The sequence below is a fragment of the Leucobacter insecticola genome, from assembly GCF_011382965.1.
Classification (GTDB): Bacteria; Actinomycetota; Actinomycetes; order Actinomycetales; family Microbacteriaceae; genus Leucobacter; species Leucobacter insecticola.
The window spans coordinates 70381-87806 of the sequence record NZ_CP049934.1 but is presented as its reverse complement, the minus strand read 5'-3'; the positions used below and the strand labels follow the sequence as shown (position 1 = coordinate 87806).

At 62.8% G+C, this 17426-nt stretch carries 14 protein-coding genes and 1 tRNA gene; 12 read left to right on the top strand and 3 right to left on the bottom strand.

Going from position 1 to position 17426, the window contains the following annotated elements:
* Positions 1-71: 71 nt before the first annotated feature.
* From G7067_RS00395 to G7067_RS00375, 5 genes are all read left to right on the top strand, one after another.
* On the top strand, positions 72-1493 hold the full coding sequence (locus G7067_RS00395) for an NAD(P)/FAD-dependent oxidoreductase (protein ID WP_166325525.1): 1422 nt from the start codon (positions 72-74) through the stop codon (positions 1491-1493).
* A complete protein-coding gene (locus G7067_RS00390; protein WP_166321204.1) occupies positions 1490-1849 on the top strand; it encodes a cupin domain-containing protein in 360 nt (119 codons plus the stop codon). Before G7067_RS00395 ends, G7067_RS00390 begins: the two co-directional genes overlap by 4 nt.
* 390 nt (positions 1850-2239) lie before the next feature.
* Entirely contained in the window at positions 2240-3601 is a 1362-nt protein-coding gene (locus G7067_RS00385) for a uracil-xanthine permease family protein (RefSeq protein ID WP_166321202.1), read from the top strand.
* Between the two features lie 197 nt (positions 3602-3798).
* A complete protein-coding gene (locus G7067_RS00380; RefSeq protein WP_166325522.1) occupies positions 3799-7497 on the top strand; it encodes an AAA family ATPase in 3699 nt (1232 codons plus the stop codon).
* Positions 7494-7694 carry a hypothetical protein gene (locus G7067_RS00375; RefSeq protein WP_166321093.1) on the top strand — a complete coding sequence of 67 codons (201 nt, stop codon included), beginning with the start codon at positions 7494-7496 and terminating at the stop codon, positions 7692-7694. Before G7067_RS00380 ends, G7067_RS00375 begins: the two co-directional genes overlap by 4 nt.
* 451 nt (positions 7695-8145) lie before the next feature.
* Here G7067_RS00375 and G7067_RS00370 read toward each other — a convergent pair whose 3' ends face one another.
* Entirely contained in the window at positions 8146-8454 is a 309-nt protein-coding gene (locus tag G7067_RS00370; protein WP_166321200.1) for an FmdB family zinc ribbon protein, read from the bottom strand.
* A gap of 11 nt (positions 8455-8465) precedes the next feature.
* Positions 8466-9059 (bottom strand): 5-formyltetrahydrofolate cyclo-ligase, encoded by a 594-nt coding sequence (locus G7067_RS00365; RefSeq protein ID WP_166321198.1) that lies wholly within the window; start codon positions 9057-9059, stop codon positions 8466-8468.
* A gap of 60 nt (positions 9060-9119) precedes the next feature.
* On the opposite strand from G7067_RS00365, the gene G7067_RS00360 reads away from it, so the two are divergent.
* The 7 genes from G7067_RS00360 to G7067_RS00330 all read left to right on the top strand — a co-directional run bounded on the left by G7067_RS00360 (position 9120) and on the right by G7067_RS00330 (position 16721).
* Positions 9120-10049: a UTP--glucose-1-phosphate uridylyltransferase gene (locus G7067_RS00360; protein WP_166321196.1), complete on the top strand. Its 930-nt coding sequence runs from the start codon at positions 9120-9122 to the stop codon at positions 10047-10049.
* Between the two features lie 3 nt (positions 10050-10052).
* Positions 10053-10661, top strand: a complete 609-nt coding sequence (locus G7067_RS00355; RefSeq protein ID WP_166321194.1) for a GNAT family N-acetyltransferase — start codon at positions 10053-10055, stop codon at positions 10659-10661.
* Positions 10662-10809: 148 nt separating this feature from the next.
* Positions 10810-11835: a hypothetical protein gene (locus tag G7067_RS00350; RefSeq protein WP_166321192.1), complete on the top strand. Its 1026-nt coding sequence runs from the start codon at positions 10810-10812 to the stop codon at positions 11833-11835.
* Between the two features lie 281 nt (positions 11836-12116).
* Positions 12117-12189 (top strand) — tRNA-Ala (locus G7067_RS00345).
* Positions 12190-12598: 409 nt separating this feature from the next.
* Positions 12599-13717 carry a fatty acid desaturase family protein gene (locus tag G7067_RS00340; protein ID WP_244301367.1) on the top strand — a complete coding sequence of 373 codons (1119 nt, stop codon included), beginning with the start codon at positions 12599-12601 and terminating at the stop codon, positions 13715-13717.
* A gap of 189 nt (positions 13718-13906) precedes the next feature.
* A complete protein-coding gene (locus tag G7067_RS13885; RefSeq protein ID WP_244301150.1) occupies positions 13907-15382 on the top strand; it encodes a DUF2510 domain-containing protein in 1476 nt (491 codons plus the stop codon).
* Positions 15345-16721, top strand: a complete 1377-nt coding sequence (locus G7067_RS00330) for a hypothetical protein (protein WP_166321188.1) — start codon at positions 15345-15347, stop codon at positions 16719-16721. Before G7067_RS13885 ends, G7067_RS00330 begins: the two co-directional genes overlap by 38 nt.
* A gap of 9 nt (positions 16722-16730) precedes the next feature.
* Here the strand turns inward: G7067_RS00330 and G7067_RS00325 are convergent, their stop codons facing one another.
* On the bottom strand, positions 16731-17231 hold the full coding sequence (locus G7067_RS00325; protein ID WP_166321186.1) for a PACE efflux transporter: 501 nt from the start codon (positions 17229-17231) through the stop codon (positions 16731-16733).
* Positions 17232-17426: the final 195 nt, after the last annotated feature.

The window sequence follows — 17426 nt, the reverse complement described above, 5'->3', positions numbered from 1 at the left end:
CGTTGACATTCGCGTTTACATAGGCTGCTCGGTGTGCGATGATCGAAGCGGACATCACAGACGAGGACACCATGGAACCCACCATCTTTGAAACGAACCGCCCCGCCGCGAAGGTCATTGATGACGCGCTTCGCGACACCAAACGCAGCTGCTTCTGGATCGAGGACGTCGCCGATTCCGCCGCGCGCTACCCCGCGCTCGACGGTGGCAAGATGGCTGACGACGTTGTGGTCGGCGGCGGCTACGCGGGGCTGTGGACCGCGATCAAGCTCAAGACCGAGCACCCCGAGCGTCGCGTCCTGCTGCTTGAAGCGAAGCGAGTTGGCTGGGCGGCGTCGGGCCGGAACGGTGGCTTCTGCGAGGCGAGTATCAGCCACGGCGAGCCGAATGCCGAGTCGCGGTGGCCAGACGAGGTGGGCACGCTCCGTCGCCTGGGCTACGAGAATCTAGACGCGATCGAGCGCTTTGTTACTGAGAATAAGCTCGATGTCGACTTCGAGCGCACGGGTGAGTTATCGATCGCGAACGAGCCCCACCAGGTCGAATGGCTGGAAGAAAGCGATGATCCTAACCACATCAGCCTGAACGCGGAAGAAACGCAGCAGCGCATCAAATCGCCTACTTTTTTGGCTGGCGAATTCTCGCCCCGCGACAACGCAAATCTGCACCCGGCAAAGCTCGTCGCTGAGCTGGCCCGTCACGCGGCTGAGATCGGCGTTGAGATCCACGAGCAGACCCGGGTGACCGGCCTTGAGGGGCAGCCCGACGAGCCGATCCAATTGACTACCGTTCACGGTACGGTCAGCGCCGAGCGGGTCGCGCTGTGCACCAACGTTTTCCCGTCGCTGTTGAAGCGCTACACCTTCCATACCGTGCCGGTGTACGACTACGTGCTGATGACCGAGCCGCTGACCGATGAACAGCTGGCGTCGATCGGCTGGGAGGGGCGCGAAGGGCTTGCCGACATGGCCAACCAGTTCCACTACTCCAGGCTCACAAAAGACAATCGCATTCTCTGGGGCGGTTACGACGCTGTGTACTTCGCGGGCGGCAGGATCAAAGCTGAACACGAGGATCGTATGGAGACCCATCGCAAGCTCGCGAGTCACTTCTTCACGACGTTCCCGCAGCTGGAGGGCGTGAAGTTCTCCCACCGCTGGGCGGGCGTGATTGACACCAGCACGCGATTCTGCGCCTTCTTCGGGCAGGCGCACGGCGGTCGGGTGCAGTACGTCGCGGGCTTCACCGGGCTCGGAGTGGGGGCTACACACTTCGCCGCAGACGTGATCGTTGACCGCCTTGAGGGTCGCGTCACCGAGCGCACCGAACTGCAGATGGTGAAGGAGATGCCGCTCCCGTTCCCGCCCGAACCCCTCGCGTCGATCGGCATTAATATGACCCGCTGGGCGCTCAATCGCGCCGACCACAACCGCGGCGAGCGCAATGTGTTGCTGAAGACCCTTGACGCGCTTGGGCTAGGCTTCGATTCATGAGTGAGCTATTGCCAGACGGCAGCAATCAGGCGGTGAATGGCCGGGGCGTGGCGATCCCGCTTGACGCGGTGCCCGCAGAAGACACGGTATCAGGATCCCCCAGGCAGGGGATCGCGGAACTCGGCAGTATCGGCGGCTGTGAAGTCGGCATTTGGGAACTGCGATCGGGGATCGTCACCGACACCGAGGTCGATGAACTCTTTGTGGTGCTCTCCGGGGGTGCGATCATCGAGTTTTTGGACGAGGATCGTAGCGTTGAGGTCGGCCCGGGGGATACCGTGCGCCTCATCGCCGGATCCCGTACCCGCTGGACCGTCGAGGATCACATCCGCAAGGTTTACATCGCTGCGGAATGATGCGGCGCCCTGCCTCCCTGCCTACCCCGCCCTCCTCGGTCTAGCCCGCACCCGCGCCCGTCCTGGCCTATCCCGGCCCCTCCCGGCCCTGAGCACCACCGCATTCCCCACTGTGTGCGCAGATGGTTCTTATGAGCGCGCAAAACAACCAATTGCGCACACGACAGGGGCAGATTGGGGCCCGGGATCAGGGCGTGTGGGGACTCGGGATCAGGGCGTGTGGGGACTCGGGATCAGGGTGGGCAGGGACCCGGGGTCGTGGCAGGCGGTGGTGCGCAGAACGGCGGTGTCGGAGAAGAGTTGAAGGGAAAGTCCAGACCGCCCAAGGTCGCTAAGATAGTGCGTTGGAGCCCGCGTCACGCGCCCACACCAACGCACAGAGGAGTCCCGATGGCCCTGCCCTGGAAGCTGCACCGAGACGGCAAGAGCGTTACTCAAGACGCCATCGTGCTGCCAGAGGAGCGTCTCAGCTGGCCCCGCACCATCGGCTTCGGCGCTCAGCACGTCGTCGCCATGTTCGGCGCCACGTTCCTCGTGCCGTTGATTACGGGCTTCAGCCCCACGGCAACGTTGTTCTTCTCCGGCCTTGGCACCCTCCTGTTTCTGTTGATCACGGGCAACCGCCTCCCCAGTTACCTCGGCTCCTCCTTTGCGTTTATCGCACCGATCATGGCGGCCACTGCCGGCGGAGACGACCTCGGCCGTGCATCGTTCGGGATCCTCGCCATTGGCGTGCTGATGGCCGTTGTCGGCCTGGTCGTGAATCGCTTTGGCACGGGCTGGATCAACGCGCTGATGCCACCCGTCGTGATGGGATCGGTCGTGGCTCTCATCGGTTTCAACCTCGCGCCGGCGGTGAAAAACAACTGGCTGGGAGATCCCGCAAACCATCCTGACGTCGACCAGACACTGTCATCCTGGGTCGCCGTCGCCACGCTCGTCGCGATCCTGCTAATCACGGTTCTCTTCCGGGGTCTCATCGGTCGCCTCTCGATCGTGCTCGGCGTTGCCGTGGGCTACGTCGTTGCAGTGTTCGCGGGCCTCGTGGATTTCTCCCCGGTCGAAAGGGCTGCCTGGATCGGGTTGCCCGGGTTCCATGCGGTGGGCAACCCCTTTGCGGATCCCACACTCTGGGGTCTGCTCCCAGCATTCCTCCCCGTGGTGCTCGTGCTGATCGCGGAAAACGTCGGGCACGTCAAGAGCGTCGGCCTCATGATTAAGCGCGACATGGATCCACTCACCGGTCGTGCCCTGCTCGCTGACGGTGTCTCCACGATTCTCGCGGGCTTTGGTGGCGGATCCGGCACCACCACCTACGGTGAGAACATTGGCGTGATGGCCGCGACCCGCGTCTACTCCACGGCCGCCTACTGGGCGGCGGGCGTGATGGCGATCCTGCTCAGCATGTCACCCAAGGTGGGGCAGCTGATCTATTCAGTTCCGCCCGCGGTGCTCGGCGGAGTGACGGTCGCGCTCTACGGGCTCATCGGCCTGATCGGCATCAAAATCTGGATCGACAACCACGTCGACTTCTCGAAGCCCATCAACCAGTTTTCTGCCGCCGTGCCCCTGATTGTGGGTATCGCGAACTTCGAACTGAAATTTGGCGCGGTCGAGTTCGGAGGCATCGCCCTCGGTACCATTGCCGCCGTTGTGGTCTACCACTTCATGCGAACGCTCGCGAAGATGCGCGGCGGTGACGTTGAGGTTGCGGCACCCGTTGTAACCGGGGGAGAAGAAACACCGCGCTGATTCCGCGTTTTCTCGTGTTAACCGCTTAGGGTGGCGGTGTGTGGAGTGTGGATCGGCGCAAGCGACCGGATGCCAAGGGTCGCGGCGAAAGCGATGCAAAGAAGACGGCAGCCCGCCCAGGCGACCCCGGCGCTGGTGCCAATAGCGATGGCTCCAGCCGCGCTGAACAGTTCCCAGATTCGGGAGCCGATCAGCCGGTGAGCGAGGGCTCGCTTGCCAAAGCGCCTGAGCCGCGCAGTGACGAAGCTCACACTGAGCAACTGACCGGGCACGTTTCGCTCGTAGACAGCTATGCCGATGCGCACGCCGAATGGCGACGCGAGCTCGCAACGATCGGCGGCACGAATCCGCTGCTGCACTTCGATGACCGACCGGCGAACCGGATCGAGCTTTCCACCACCCACCCGGGCGGCCTGCCGCAGTTCATCACCGGCAATAAGATTCTGCTCTCGGCTCTGATCCGCGACGATCTCGCCCTACGCCACGCACGCGCCGCCGCGGCCCGCGTGACGGACAAGGTCGTTGAAATGCGCACTGTGCGTGGCCTTGAGACCGTGAACCTTGGGGTCGGGATCGCGAAGTGGAGCTTTGAGGGCGACGACTTCTGTGCACCTGTGCTGCTGCGCCCGCTCGCGATTCGCCGTTACGGCCGCGACTTCGAACTCAAGCTGAAGCAGTTCCCGGTTGTCAATTCCGAGTTGATTCGCGTGCTCCGTGAGCAATTCGGGATCAACCTTGACGCTCGCTCCCTGATTGAACTCTCGCAGTCCGAGGGAGTGTTTAAGCCGCAGCCCGTAATCGATCGGCTGCGCCAAATGGTCGCGGGAGTTCCCGGATTTGTGGTGCAGCCGCGGCTCGTAGTGTCGTCATTTCACAACGTTTCGCAGCAGATGGTGGCCGACGCAAAGGGTCTTGACACACCGCTGCTTCAAGCGATCTGCGGCAATGAACCGGCAAAGCGCCGACTCGCTGAGTCATATCGACCGGTCACGGCGACGCCCCCGGATGACCGCTCGCCCGACACAGACCGATACCTCTACGACGCTGACGCCGAGCAAGACGATGTGCTCGCGCAGATTGATGCTGGACACTCGGTGGTGGTGCATACGCTGCCCGGTACCGGCGGCACCCAGACCGTTGTGAACGCAATTGGAAGTCTGGTGCGCGCAGGCAAGCGTGTGCTTGTGGTGTCTCCGCGACGCGCGACTCTTGACGGCATCACGCATCGTCTCGCGCGCACGGGACTGACCGGACTGTCGGTCAGCCCTCGCCGCCTCCGCCGCAACCTCGTCGAATCGATCAGCCGCAACGAAAACGCGCGTCCGGAGCACCTTCGCGATGTTGATGAGGCGCTCATTCGACTGCGCGGCGTGCTGAGCGACTACCGGACCGCGATCTCAACGCCCGATAAGCGGTTTGGTGTCTCTCCGCTTGAGGCCCTGCGAAACTTGACGTTGCTTGCGCTGAGCGATAGCCCGCCGTCCACGACGGTGCGCCTCGACGACCAGGCGCTCGGCCAGCTGACGCTCGATCGCAGCTCGATCGCGGAAGCCCTCACCGAGGTAGCCAGACTCGGCCAGTTCCAGTATGGGCCGGAAGATTCGCCCTGGTATGGCGTCGACTTCGCCTCCACCGAAGAAGCGCGGGGCGCCTACGGTCTTGCCGTGGAACTCGCGGAATCGAAGTTGCCGCGCCTGGTATCGATGGCCAACGAGGTTATTGGGCAGACCTCAATGCGGCCCTACGAGACCATTGCAGAGCTCGGGATCTTCCTGCGACTTCTGATCGGGATCCGTGACACTCTCGACCGTTTCACCCCCGAGGTGTACGATCGTTCGTTGACCGAGGTGATTGCGGCCCACGCGCCACGCGGCGAGGACATGTCAGCCGCGAATAAGCGACGGCTGCGAAAGCTCGCGCGTGAGTATGTGCGCCCCGGCGTGCACATCACGGATATGTATTCGCGGCTCGTGCAGATTCAGCAGCAGCGGGTGCTGTGGCAGCGCTACACCACCGTGGCCGGTACCAGGCCGGAGGTGCCGCTCGGCATCGCTGATGTGGTTGTGGCGTTCCAGAGTGCGTACCAGGATCTTGACGAGCTGGACCGAGTGCTTGGCACTGTCGGTGATAGTGCGCGCATGAAGAACCTGTCGCTCGCCGCTCTCGCCGCTCGGATCTCAGACCTTGCGCGCGAGTCCGAGGTGCTGCAGAACATCCAGGAGCGCACGACAATCGTGGAGCGCCTGCGCGCTTCGCATCTCGAGCCCCTGCTTGAGGATCTTTCCTCGCGCCACGTGCCGGCTGAAGAGGTTGCCGCCGAGTTGGAGCTTGCCTGGTGGCAGTCCGCGCTCGAGCGGATGCTGCAGACGAATGCGGCGCTGCTGAGCGCCAATACGAGCGTGATTGAACGGCTGGAGGCAGACTTCCGCCTGGTCGATGATGCACACGCTGGCGCCAACGGTACGCTGCTCGCGGCGAGCCTCGCCGACGCCTGGCGGGTAGCGGTACTCGATAACAAGCAGGAAGCCCTTGCCCTGCGTGAGCTGCTACGAAGCGGTTACGTGTCGGCTCAGGCGCTTGCTCGGCACGCTCCCAACCTGCTCGGTGTGCTTGCCCCGGTGTGGGCAATGTCCCCCTACGAGGTAGCCCAGCTGCCCAGTTCCATGCACTTCGATACAGTTCTGCTGGTCGATGCGGGAGCGACGACGCTCGTCGAGAACCTTGGCGCGATCCGGCGCGCGCGTCAGGTCGTTGCCTTCGGCGACACGATGACGCAGACGCCCTCAGCCTTCGAGATCTCCGTCGGTGCTCCCGAATCTGCAGAGCAGGTTGACGTTGAGGAGCTGCATTCGAGATCAGCCTTCGCGAAACTGGGCGAGGTGTTGCCGACCCTCACGTTGACCCACAGCTATCGCGCGGGCGGTGAGGATCTCACGAACCTCGTGAACTCCCGTTTCTACGACGGTGCGATCAAGTCGCTGCCGTGGGCGGGCAGCTTCCTCGGGCATTCGAGTCTGACCTACGAGTTCGTGCGCGGCGGCCAGGGACTGCCCGATCAGCAGACCGGTGCGGTGGAAAGCACCGACGCCGAGGTCGAACGGGTCGTACAGCTGGTGCTTGAACACGCGAGCGAACGCCCCGGAGAATCACTGATGGTGATCACCGCGAGTGAGCGCCACGCTGTGCGCGTCTACCAGTCGGTGCTGCAGGCGTTCTCGAAGCTGCCGCAATACCGCGAGTTTTTGCTCGGTGAGCGGGCAGAGCCGTTCGCCGTACTCACGCTTGAGCAGGCGACTGCGCAGAGCCGCGACCGCGTGATCTTCTCGATCGGTTACGGACGCACGCCTCACGGACGGGTGCTGTCAAACTTCGGTGCGCTGGGCCAGCCCGGCGGTGAACGCCTGCTCGCTGTTGCGATGACGCGCGCTCGCCGCGCAATGACGATCGTGAGCTGTTTCAAGCCAGAGGATCTCGACACCGCACGCATCAAGCACGGCGTCGTTGAGCTTGCTGAATTGCTCGCATTTGAGCACCCGAAGCCCGCACCGCCGTCGCTTCCCGCGGAGCGCGACCCGATGCTCGGTGAACTCGCCGACCGGCTGCAGGCCCTCGGACTCACGGTCGCTATCGACTACCGGGGAGAGATCCCGCTCGCGGCATCGTTTGAGGATCGCGCGATCGCGATCGATCTTGATCTGGGTGACGGCGCAGATAGTTTGCGTGACTCGCTACGGTTGCGACCCGCGGTGCTTCGCCGTCTCGGCTGGCACTACCACCGTGTGCAGAGCTTTGACCTGTTCTCGGATCCGGATGAGGTCGCGCGCAGGATCGCCCGTATCCTCGGTTGCGAGGGTGAGGATACGCCCCCGGCGGCGCCGGAGTTCTCTGCGCTGTGAGTGATGCTCCGGCCCGCAAGCCGCGCCGGGTAACGCGGCCCGCTGCCGAGGGTGTGGATCCGGCACCTTCGGAGCATGCCCTTGGCTCTAGCGCTGCCGAGGATCGGCCTGAGTCTTGGGGTGATGTGCGCGAGTCGCCGGGAGCGAGCGAGAACGACGAGCAGCTGCGCCGTGACCGTCCGCCCCACTGGGGGTAGGCGCTCCCGACGACCGCCGGTTGAGCGATGAGTCGAAACCAATGCGGCTCTTCGTGAACGGTGGTGCAGTCGCGGGTTTTCAGCGAACTTGCCTTTCACCGTCGAGGTTGCCTTTCACCGTCGAACCTGCTGTCAGGAACCGCAGTTTGGGCGGTGGAAGGCAGTCTCGGCAAGAGGGACCACTTTGAGTACGCAGGTACTGCCGAAGTTGCTGTTCACCGAGGATCCTGCGATTCGCAAGCGAACGCAGGATGACGGGGGAGAAGCCCTCCCACCGCCGGTTGAGCGAGCGCCAGCGAGTCGGAACCAAGGGTCACGGTTTCCTTGGTTTCGACTCGGCCGATGGCCTCGCTCAGCCGGCGGGGTGGGGGTACCCCTTCTGTCATGCTGTGCGGAGGGCGGAGCGTGGAGCCCGGAGTCGCAGTATCCCCGCTTTGTCGAAGCTTTGCGCCTAAGCGCCGCTAGAGGATCCCGCTCCTGAACCGTTGCCGGATCCCGAACTCGATGACCCAGAGCTTGCCGAAGCCGTGGATGACCCCGAACTGCTTGATCCAGAACCTGAGCCACCCTTCGCGCCGTCACCCGCGCGCGAGTCGGTGCGATAGAAACCAGAACCGTTGAACGTGACCCCCAGTGAGCCGAACACCTTCCGCAGGGTGCCGCCACACTCGGGACAGCTCGTCAGGGCGTCGTCTGAGAACGACTGGTAGATGTCGAAATTGTGTTCGCAATCGACACAGCGATAAGCATAGGTAGGCACAAAGGCCTAGTTTACCCTGCCTTGCTGGTGAACACGCGGATCTCGTGCGGGGTGACGGCTCCTGAGACGGGGGTGTCGTGCGCCTCGGCGGGCACGAGCGGCAGGATCTCGTCACCGAATACCACCGCAAACACCGGCGGGCACGGGGTGAGAGACGCGAGCAAGCGGTCGTAGTAGCCGAGCCCCCAGCCGAGTCTCATGCCGGTGACATCGACGGCGCAGGCGGGAATGATCAGCAAGTCCGTTTGTGCCGCAGCCTCTGCCGGGAGCCTCGGGCCGACCGGCTCCTGAATCCCGTAGCGCCCAGCGACGGTGCCCGCCTCGCTCAGAAGCGCCCAATCAAGCCGCCGATCCTCGCGCGATACGGGAAGCATGACGTCGATGCCCTCATCCCTTGCCCAGTCAACAAAGCTGGTGGTATCCGGCTCTCCATGAACTGGCAGATAGCAGGTGATCGACCGTGCCCCGCGCGCTTCAACAAGTGAACGCAGCTGGGCCGTCAGTCCGATCCGATCCTGAATCCGATCCGCTGCGCTGCGAGCAGCACGGGCAGACCGCACCGATTCGCGAATGCGAAGTTTCGCACTGTTGATTGTCTCAGTCATGCTAGCCAGCCTAGGGCGTGTGAAGCGAACGTTGCGCCACAAGGCACTAGGCTACCTTGCATGAACGAAACTCAGCGCGTGCCTGGTCGAGCTGTTACCAAAGCCGTGATACCGGCCGCCGGGCTTGGAACACGGTTCTTGCCCGCGACCAAAGCCATGCCGAAAGAAATGCTCCCGATTGTCGATAAGCCCGCCATTCAGTACGTGGTCGAAGAGGCGGCGGCCGCAGGGCTCGACGACGTACTCATCATCACCGGGCGCAACAAAGACAACCTGACGAATCACTTCGACAGCGTGCCAGAACTCGAGTACACGCTCGAGCAGAAGGGTGACGAGGGCAAGCTTCACAAGGTCCACGTGTCAAGTGAGCTCGCTGAAGTGCACTTTTTGCGTCAGGGCCAGCCGCTCGGCCTCGGCCATGCGGTTGGGCGTGCACGCAGGCACGTCGGCAATGAATCGTTCGCTGTGTTGCTGGGCGATGATCTCATCGACGCCCGCGACCCTCTGCTTGAGCGCATGGTGGAGGAGCACGATCAGCGCGGCGCCACGGTTATCGCCCTGATGGAGGTGCCCGCTGCCTCGATTAATCTGTACGGCTGCGCAGCGGTCGAGAAGACCTCGGATCCCGATGTCGTGCGTATCACCGGCCTGGTGGAGAAGCCCGAAGCGGCCGACGCTCCATCGAACCTCGCCGTAATTGGGCGGTATGTTCTCCGCCCAGAGATCTTCGACATCATTGATGACCTCACGCCGGGTCGCGGCGGGGAGATCCAGCTCACTGACGCACTGAACCACCTGGCTGAGGGCAAGGGCGAGGGGCCAGTGTTTGGGGTTATTTTCCGTGGACGCCGCTACGATACGGGCGACCGCGCGGACTGGATCAAGGCAAACGTGCTTCTTGGGGTGGACCACCACGAGCTCGGAGCAGAGATCACAGACTGGGTGCTCGAGTTCGCAGATGAGCTGCGCGCGCGGGGCGCTCGTAGCTGAACCGTGGCACCGCTCGGCCGTCCTATCGAGGATCCCGGCCCCCTGAGTGCGGGGCGAATTGCGCTGCGCCTGATCCGGCCGCGCGACGCTGAACCACTGCGCAAGCTCCTCGCTGACAACCGCGGCTGGTTGCAGCAGTGGGAGGCCACGCACCCCTCGGGGAGAGGGATCGCGCCGGGATCTGTGTCGATGCGACCGACGGTTCGAGCGCTGCGCCGCCAGTTACGATTGGGAACAGGTATCTCCTTCGTGGTGAGCTACGACGGAGCCGCTGTCGGGCAACTCAGCGTTTCGGAGATGAGTGGTGGCGCTCTCCAAACGGCGCAACTCGGGTACTGGATCTCTGAGCACGTTGCCGGGCGTGGGATTACGCCCGTTGCTGTGGCGCTTGGGATCGACTACCTGTTCTCTGTGCTGGGGCTGCACCGAGCCGAGATCTGTATCCGGCCAGAGAACGCCGCGTCGCTGCGAGTGGTCGAGAAACTGCAGCTGCGCTACGAGGGCAGGCGAAGCGCATACATTCATATTGATGGCGCGTGGCGGGACCACGACTGCTTTGCGGTAACGCGAGATGAAGTGCCGGGCGGAATGCTCGGCAGACTTTCTGCGTAGGGTGGTCCTGACGAGTGTGGCGGGAGGCGGCACACGGCCCGTGGATCGGTTTGATCCCGGACACCCTTGCACATGAAGCCCAAGGTCCTATTGCGTAACTCGGCGTGCCGAGGCGCGCAGCCGGGGCAAAAACCGTACAGTAAGGCTCATGACAGGCGGAGGGCTCGGAGGCGGTGTGATCTTCGTCGTCGCCGCGCTGCTCTGGGGCGCTGTACTGGTTCCCGCTTGGGTTCGTCGCCGTGAATTTCGTGCGGCGGAGCGGAATGCGCTTCGCCTGCAGCGCACGCTGCGGGTGCTCGCCGAGACCTCCGAAGTGCCGCATGAGGTTCGCCTCGAGGCGACCGCCAGGCAGGCGCTCGCTCAGGAGAAGCTTCTACGCACCGCGCAGCGCCGCCAAGAAGCGGAGCGCGACGCGGAACTTGCAGAAGCGCGCGCAGCTCAGCTGCGCGCAGAAATTCGAGCGCAACAGCTGCGCAGAAAGCAGGCCACCGTGCAGCGGGCAGCTAGGCTTCGTCGTCCCGTCATCCGGAGGGTGCGGGGGATCGCATCCCTCGCCGCGCTCGTAGGTCTCCTGGGCGTGCTCGTCGGGGCCGGATTCGCGATTGCCGGAAGCGGTGCTGCGGTGCTGCTGGGATCCGTTGCGGTGTTTGCGGCGGGTCTTGGCGGGCTGGTGCTGCTTGCGCCAGGGCGTGTTCGCGCACCCAGCATTGCCGCTGAATATGTGGAGGATCCCGTTCCCGTCTTAGAGTTCCCTGAACCTGAGATCACCGCGACCGGCGAGACCGAAGCGACAAGTGCTGCTCACCACGCCGCGCAGCGTGCTGCCGCCGAGCGGATTGAGCGCGCGAAAGCACTGTCTCGTGCGCGCGCACAGTCGACGCGAGCTGTGGCGCGTGAGAACCAGCCTGATTCGATGCTGCTGCGCGAGGCACGTGCAGCGGCCTCGGTGGACGCCGCTGCGGTGGGGGCCGGCCCAGTCGCGCCGGCCGCGAATGTGGCGCCTGCCCCGCCCACAGTGTCCGCCGCTGAGATCGCGCGCCAGCACGCTGCGACCCGCGCGAAGGCCCAGGAACAGACCGCGCGAGAACTCCTGAGCCGCATGGGTGTAGTCGGCGACACCAGCGAGGGCATGCCTGACCTCGACGCGGTGCTTCGCCGTCGCCGCAGCGGCTAGTGGTGTGTCTCAGGAATTGCTTCCCAGTAAGGACGTGCCGGGGAGCTATTTCTGAGACATACCACTAGTGTCCTGTGTCGCAAGTTGCTTTGCAGATACCGGTGCTCCGGTGGATGCAGCGCGAGGCGGAGGAGTGAGGCGATGCTGTTGCATCGTCGAGTGACGACAACGACGTGATGCGCCGCCGGAGTGCCGGGATATGTGAAGCGAATTTGCGACACGGGGCACTAGCTCACAGATTTCCTACCACGGCCCCGTGCTGGTATCGTGGATCGCCGTAAGGGTCTGTGGCGCAGTTGGTAGCGCGTCTCGTTCGCAATGAGAAGGTCAGGGGTTCGATTCCCCTCAGATCCACTCCTTTCAGTCGTGGATATTCGGGGAATCGCACGAAAATTGAAAACGCTGGTTCGCGTTTTCTCTGAAATTTTGCGTGCCCCTCAGATCCACTGTTGCCCCCGTCATGCTGCGCGGAGGGCCTAGCCCGGAGTCGCAGTATCCTCGCTTCGTCGAAGTGTTTCCCCGGGCATCTGGGATGCTACGATCTGCTCCGCAACTGCGGCATGACGGGGTCGACCAGCTCGGGTGTCCGCCCCTGTCGCCCTGCGCCGGGGGAGCGGTCGTAGCCTGGCAGTTCCCGGCATATACAGCAGATGGCATGGTGTGGCGCTTACGCTTGGAGGCAGCGATCGGCATTTCCGCCTTTCGGCTTTTCAGCCCAAGGAACACGATCGCCACGCGGTCAGAGTTTCTTCGATCACAGAGGATCACAGTTATCGCAACTTCAACGGCGGCTCCGGCCTCCCACCTCGGCCCTCTGCGTCGCACCTATGCCACCAGTGACACCTTCCCCAAAATGACCCGAGCCTACACGGAAGTAGCTCAAACGGTCAGAGAAAGCGGGCTGCTCCGCAGAACTCCCTGGTTCTACACCTTTGTAGCAACACTCATCGCGGTGGCGCTCGGCGGCGCAATCACCGGGTTCATTCTGCTTGGGAACAGCTGGTTCCAACTCCTCATCGCTGCGGCGCTTGGCATCATCTTCACGCAGATCGCGTTCCTCACTCACGAGGCTGCCCACCGGCAGATCCTGCCACTCGCTCCCGCAAACGACCGCCTGGCGCGTGTGCTCGCAGCATTCGTGGGGCTGAGCTATTCGTGGTGGGATTCGAAGCATACACGCCACCATTCAAACCCCAATATGGTGGGCAAAGATCCTGACATTGACGTCGACACCATCTCCTTCCTCGAAGAAGACGCCGCCAAATCTCGCGGACTCATCCGCATGATCACGCGCAAACAGGGCTACCTCTTCTTCCCGCTTCTCACGCTTGAGGGGATCAATCTGCACTATCAGAGCCTCAAGTATCTCTTCACCCCGGGGTCGGTAAAGCAGCGCTGGGCAGAGATCGCCATGATTCTCACTCGCTTCGCCCTCTACTTGACTCCGATCTTCATGTTCCTGCCGCTCGGCATGGCCTTCGCGTTCTTGGGTGTGCAGGCTGCGGTGTTTGGCGTGTACATGGGGGCTTCGTTCGCTCCGAATCACAAGGGCATGCCGGTGCTTGCAAAAGACGCCCGCCTCGATTTTTTCTCGAAGCAGGTGCGCACCTCGCGCAACGTTTCTGGTGGTTGGGCGGCAACCTGGTTTATGGGCGGCCTGAACTATCAGGTCGAGCACCATCTCTTCCCCAACATGCCGAGGCCCCACCTCGCGAAGGCGCGTGACATTGTTCGCGAGCACTGCGAGACCTTGAACGTTCCTTACACTGAGACTACGATCTGGCAGTCCTACGGCATCGTGATCGAGTATCTCAACCGGGTGGGCCTTGCGGCGCGTGATCCCTTCGAGTGCCCGATCATGGCAGAGTACCGAAAAGCCTAGCGACTGTGTGGGGCTGCTGATGGAATTACGTCTGGGATGTGTGAACGCGGCTGGTGTGGAGCAGTCCAATTTCAGGTTAGAATTCTCTGGGCACATTTAATTACCTTGTGGTTCCCTGTGTGTTCGGCGCGTGTAAAACCGCGTTGGAGCCCTTGATGTGGCGCGAGCATTGCTGCACACAGAAGGAGAATGGCAAGGATGGACCCCGAGGACGGCGGAATTCAGGCCCCGGCTGCCGATTGGTATCCGGATCCCGCTGGCAGCGGAATGCTGCGGTACTGGGATGGTGCAGTATGGACCGAGCATCTCTCGCCCCCGGTGCAGGCCGCAACCGAGTATCACGAGACTGCTCCGGCACAGCAGGCGCCTGAGGTCGGGGCCGCGTATCAGCAAGCACCGGCCGACACGCAGGCACCGCCGTACGTGCAAGCCCCGGCGTACGAGCAGGCCCCCGGCTACGCGCAGGCTCCGGCGTACGGCCAGGCCCCCGGCTACGCTCAGGCCTACCAGGGTGCACCCGTCTACCAGCAGGCGTACTACTCGCCCCCGGCGTATCAGACCAAGCCGCCGCGCCCCCCGCACGAGCGCGCCTGGAACAAGCGCACTGTCGTTGTTCTGGTGAGCTGCCTCGTTGTGTTTCTCGCATCGTTTGTCTCCGTCGGAGTGGTTCAGGATCTGCACGATTCCGCTCTGGAGGGCGACGCTGCGGAGGTGCTTGAGGATTTTCTCGCGGCAACCAGCGTCGGCGATGTCGCCTGGCGCGATTTCGCGAGCGCTGAGATGCAGTCTGGCGGTAATAGCTACGCCCCCGTCTACGGGGATCTCGCTTCCGCCGAGCTGCTCGATCTGAAGCTCAGCTATAGCTACGACCCGGCCAATTTTGTCTACGACCAGGCCGATGAGTACGCGAATGAGGTTGCTCCGAAAGATGCGGATATCCTCTCGGTTCCCGTCACCTTCACCTACGATTTCACGGTCGATGGAGAAAAATTTACCTCTGATTTCACCCAGGCCGTGTGGCTTACGCGCCCGTTCTACTATGACGGATCCGATGAACCGAGCTTCGTTGATCCTCAACAGACTCCCTCGGCCGTCGGCCCATGGCAGGTCGCGGGTATTTCGGCAGCATCCTCTTCACACTCTGGCAGTGAGACCCATTCAACGTTCACCGACGAGGTGTTCGAAGATGACTACTATTACTGTGATGCCCCGAAATCGATGCTGGTAGAAATGTCAGATGAGTCGCGTCAGAGCGGCGAGTTGATGAGTTCCTGCCTGTACAAACAGGGTGATGCGCGGATCCGTTCAGAAGACCTTGATCCTCAGGTCATCGCCAAGGGATTCCCGGTGATGAACGAATTTGCACCTGCTCCCGCTAACCTGATGGGCACCGAAGCCCCGGACTACGACGAGCTGCCCCCGCTCTCGCAGTACCCCATCACCATCGGCGATACGCAGTACGTGTTTACCGTCGCGAGCACGAGCGGCTCTGATTCTGGAGGGGCGAACAGACCCTCCGCTTTGTGGGGATCGCGGAGGCGAAGAGCAAATGAGTTACTCACCATTGAACGGCGGCGAGCAGGATCCGATGCTTCAGAATCCGATACTTCAGGGTGCCGCGCAGCCGATGACTCCGATGTCGCCCGACCAGCTTGCAGCTGCTAACACCGACCCCGCCCAGCCCACACCGAAAAACCGTCGGGCCCGCACCGCGCAGTTGATTATTGCCGGCGCGACTGCGCTCAGCCTCGCGATTGCGGGCACGCTGGTCGTGGCCTCCTGGCCGCAGCCCTACGAGGCGGGTGCGGCGGCCAGTCTGCCTGCGGGAGAGGATCCACCCGCGTGGACCCACGAGGACAACGAGTGGAGCTTCGACTCCTACGAGTTGATCTGGCACGACATGAACAAGGCGCTGCAGACGAAGGACCGCGAATTGTTCCTCTCGTACACCGAGGGAGCTGCGACGGATCAGCTCGCGCTGTGGTGGGACAACACCTCCGCAATCGGCTGGACGACAGGCTATATCGAGCCCTACACCAACTATGACGGCGAGCAGATCGTATCCATCGGCGTGGATCTCGGGTTCCCGGCGAACCAGATGCGAGGCAGCGGCACTGTTGACGCAGGCCTGATCCTGACCCAGGGCTTCGAGTACCTGATCGATACGACTGGCAGCGATGACGATCTGCGGATTACCTCATTCACGCCAGACGTAGAGATTATGCCGTGGGATGATGGCAAGCTCTTCGTTGAGCGGCGTGACCACGTGGTTGTGTTTGGGCTTGAAGACGAAAAGGCCCTGGTGAGTGCAACGGCTGACGAAGCAGAACGGGCCGCTGTGACCATGTTGGGGATCGCGACCAGTATGGGCGGAAAAGTGCCTCAGTCGGGGTTTACCGCCGGAATCACGGGGAGCGAGGATCGGCTGGATCGGTGGCGGTTTGGCAACAGTGAGAAGCCAGAGGGCGTTCTTGAGGCGGCGGGCTACGCCATGTCGGCTTACCGTCCGCAGAGAGCCTCTGAGATTATTGATCCCGCGATTGCTACGGGTGAGGAACTCGGTGGCTCGATTGTGATCTTGGGGCCAAGCTCTGCGAGCAACCGACCTGCCGTCTGGCTGCACGAGTTCGCGCACGGGATCCACTACACCGCAGCGCCTTCTCTGGGCTGGTCTGTCTCGACAGCCGCGTATGAGGGTTTCGCTAGATATGCGGAATACGCTTCGGGCTTTACCACATTTGTCCCCTATCCCCAGGTGAAAGACTCGGTGATGAGTCTTGGGGCAGAAGCCTACAGTGATGGCCGGCTTGAATCCGATGCGGACGCGCCCGTTGCGTACGAGGCGGCAGGATCCTTCTACCTGTTTGTGGCCGAAAGTGGGGGAGATCCGTGGGTGCTTGCCGTTGATTCGGTGACCTCGGGTGAACGGATCGACGAGGTTGCTCTCGAAATGTCCCCCGCCTATTCGGTGGCGGCCTGGCAGCAGTGGTGGGCGGCGAAATAGCCGGGGTCCCTACGCGAGTTGCTGCACCGGGGTGGCTGACGCCGGAAGCCCGAAGGCGCGATCGAAGATCCACGTGTAGACCACGGTGAACACGAGGAAGAACACGAGCAGGCCGCCCTCGATCGCAAACGCCTCGAGGAGATTCACGCCCAGCATGATCGCGACCAGTGGGATGGTGAAGAGGAGTACTCCGCCCTCGTAACCGATTGCGTGCATGGCTCGGGATCCTGCGCCGCGACCGCTCGCTCCGCGCTTGCGTTCCAACGCTTCAAACGCGGTGTTCCAGATATAGTTCCAGCCGGTGGCCACGGTCGATACGAGGATCGCCGTGAGAGTTGAGGTTCCGCCGCCGTGTCCGAGGAGCGCGCTCAATACGACCACGGTGAAGAGCACGCTCAGCCCCTCGTAGCCGACGACGAACAGAATGCGGCGCGCGAGTGGCCGTTTCTGAAAGTAGCGGGGATGCTGTGCGGGCGTGGGATCGCCGAGCTTGTGGCCTGGGTAGGTCACGGGTATCTCTCCAGTTGCGTCAGCCTCGCGGAGGGCCCGATGGCCGCACTCTAAAGCACGAGAACGCTTGCGAAATGAGTATATCGCAACTGGTTCCGTTGTAAAAGTGTATTTTTGCAATTGAGACCGTTCTTTACCCGTCGAAGAGAGAAAATTTCGCCTGAACAGAAAAAGCCCAGTGTCAACTCAGAGCAT

Bases quoted from the DNA above. Each gene is read 5' to 3' on its own strand.
- G7067_RS00350 (WP_166321192.1), top strand. From the start codon at position 10,810: ATGACAGGCGGAGGGCTCGGAGGCGGTGTGATCTTCGTCGTCGCCGCG.
- G7067_RS00330 (WP_166321188.1), top strand. From the start codon at position 15,345: ATGACTCCGATGTCGCCCGACCAGCTTGCAGCTGCTAACACCGACCCC.
- G7067_RS00390 (WP_166321204.1), top strand. From the start codon at position 1,490: ATGAGTGAGCTATTGCCAGACGGCAGCAATCAGGCGGTGAATGGCCGG.
- G7067_RS00385 (WP_166321202.1), top strand. From the start codon at position 2,240: ATGGCCCTGCCCTGGAAGCTGCACCGAGACGGCAAGAGCGTTACTCAA.
- G7067_RS00365 (WP_166321198.1), bottom strand. From the start codon at position 9,059: ATGACTGAGACAATCAACAGTGCGAAACTTCGCATTCGCGAATCGGTG.
- G7067_RS00360 (WP_166321196.1), top strand. From the start codon at position 9,120: ATGAACGAAACTCAGCGCGTGCCTGGTCGAGCTGTTACCAAAGCCGTG.
- G7067_RS00395 (WP_166325525.1), top strand. From the start codon at position 72: ATGGAACCCACCATCTTTGAAACGAACCGCCCCGCCGCGAAGGTCATT.
- G7067_RS13885 (WP_244301150.1), top strand. From the start codon at position 13,907: ATGGCAAGGATGGACCCCGAGGACGGCGGAATTCAGGCCCCGGCTGCC.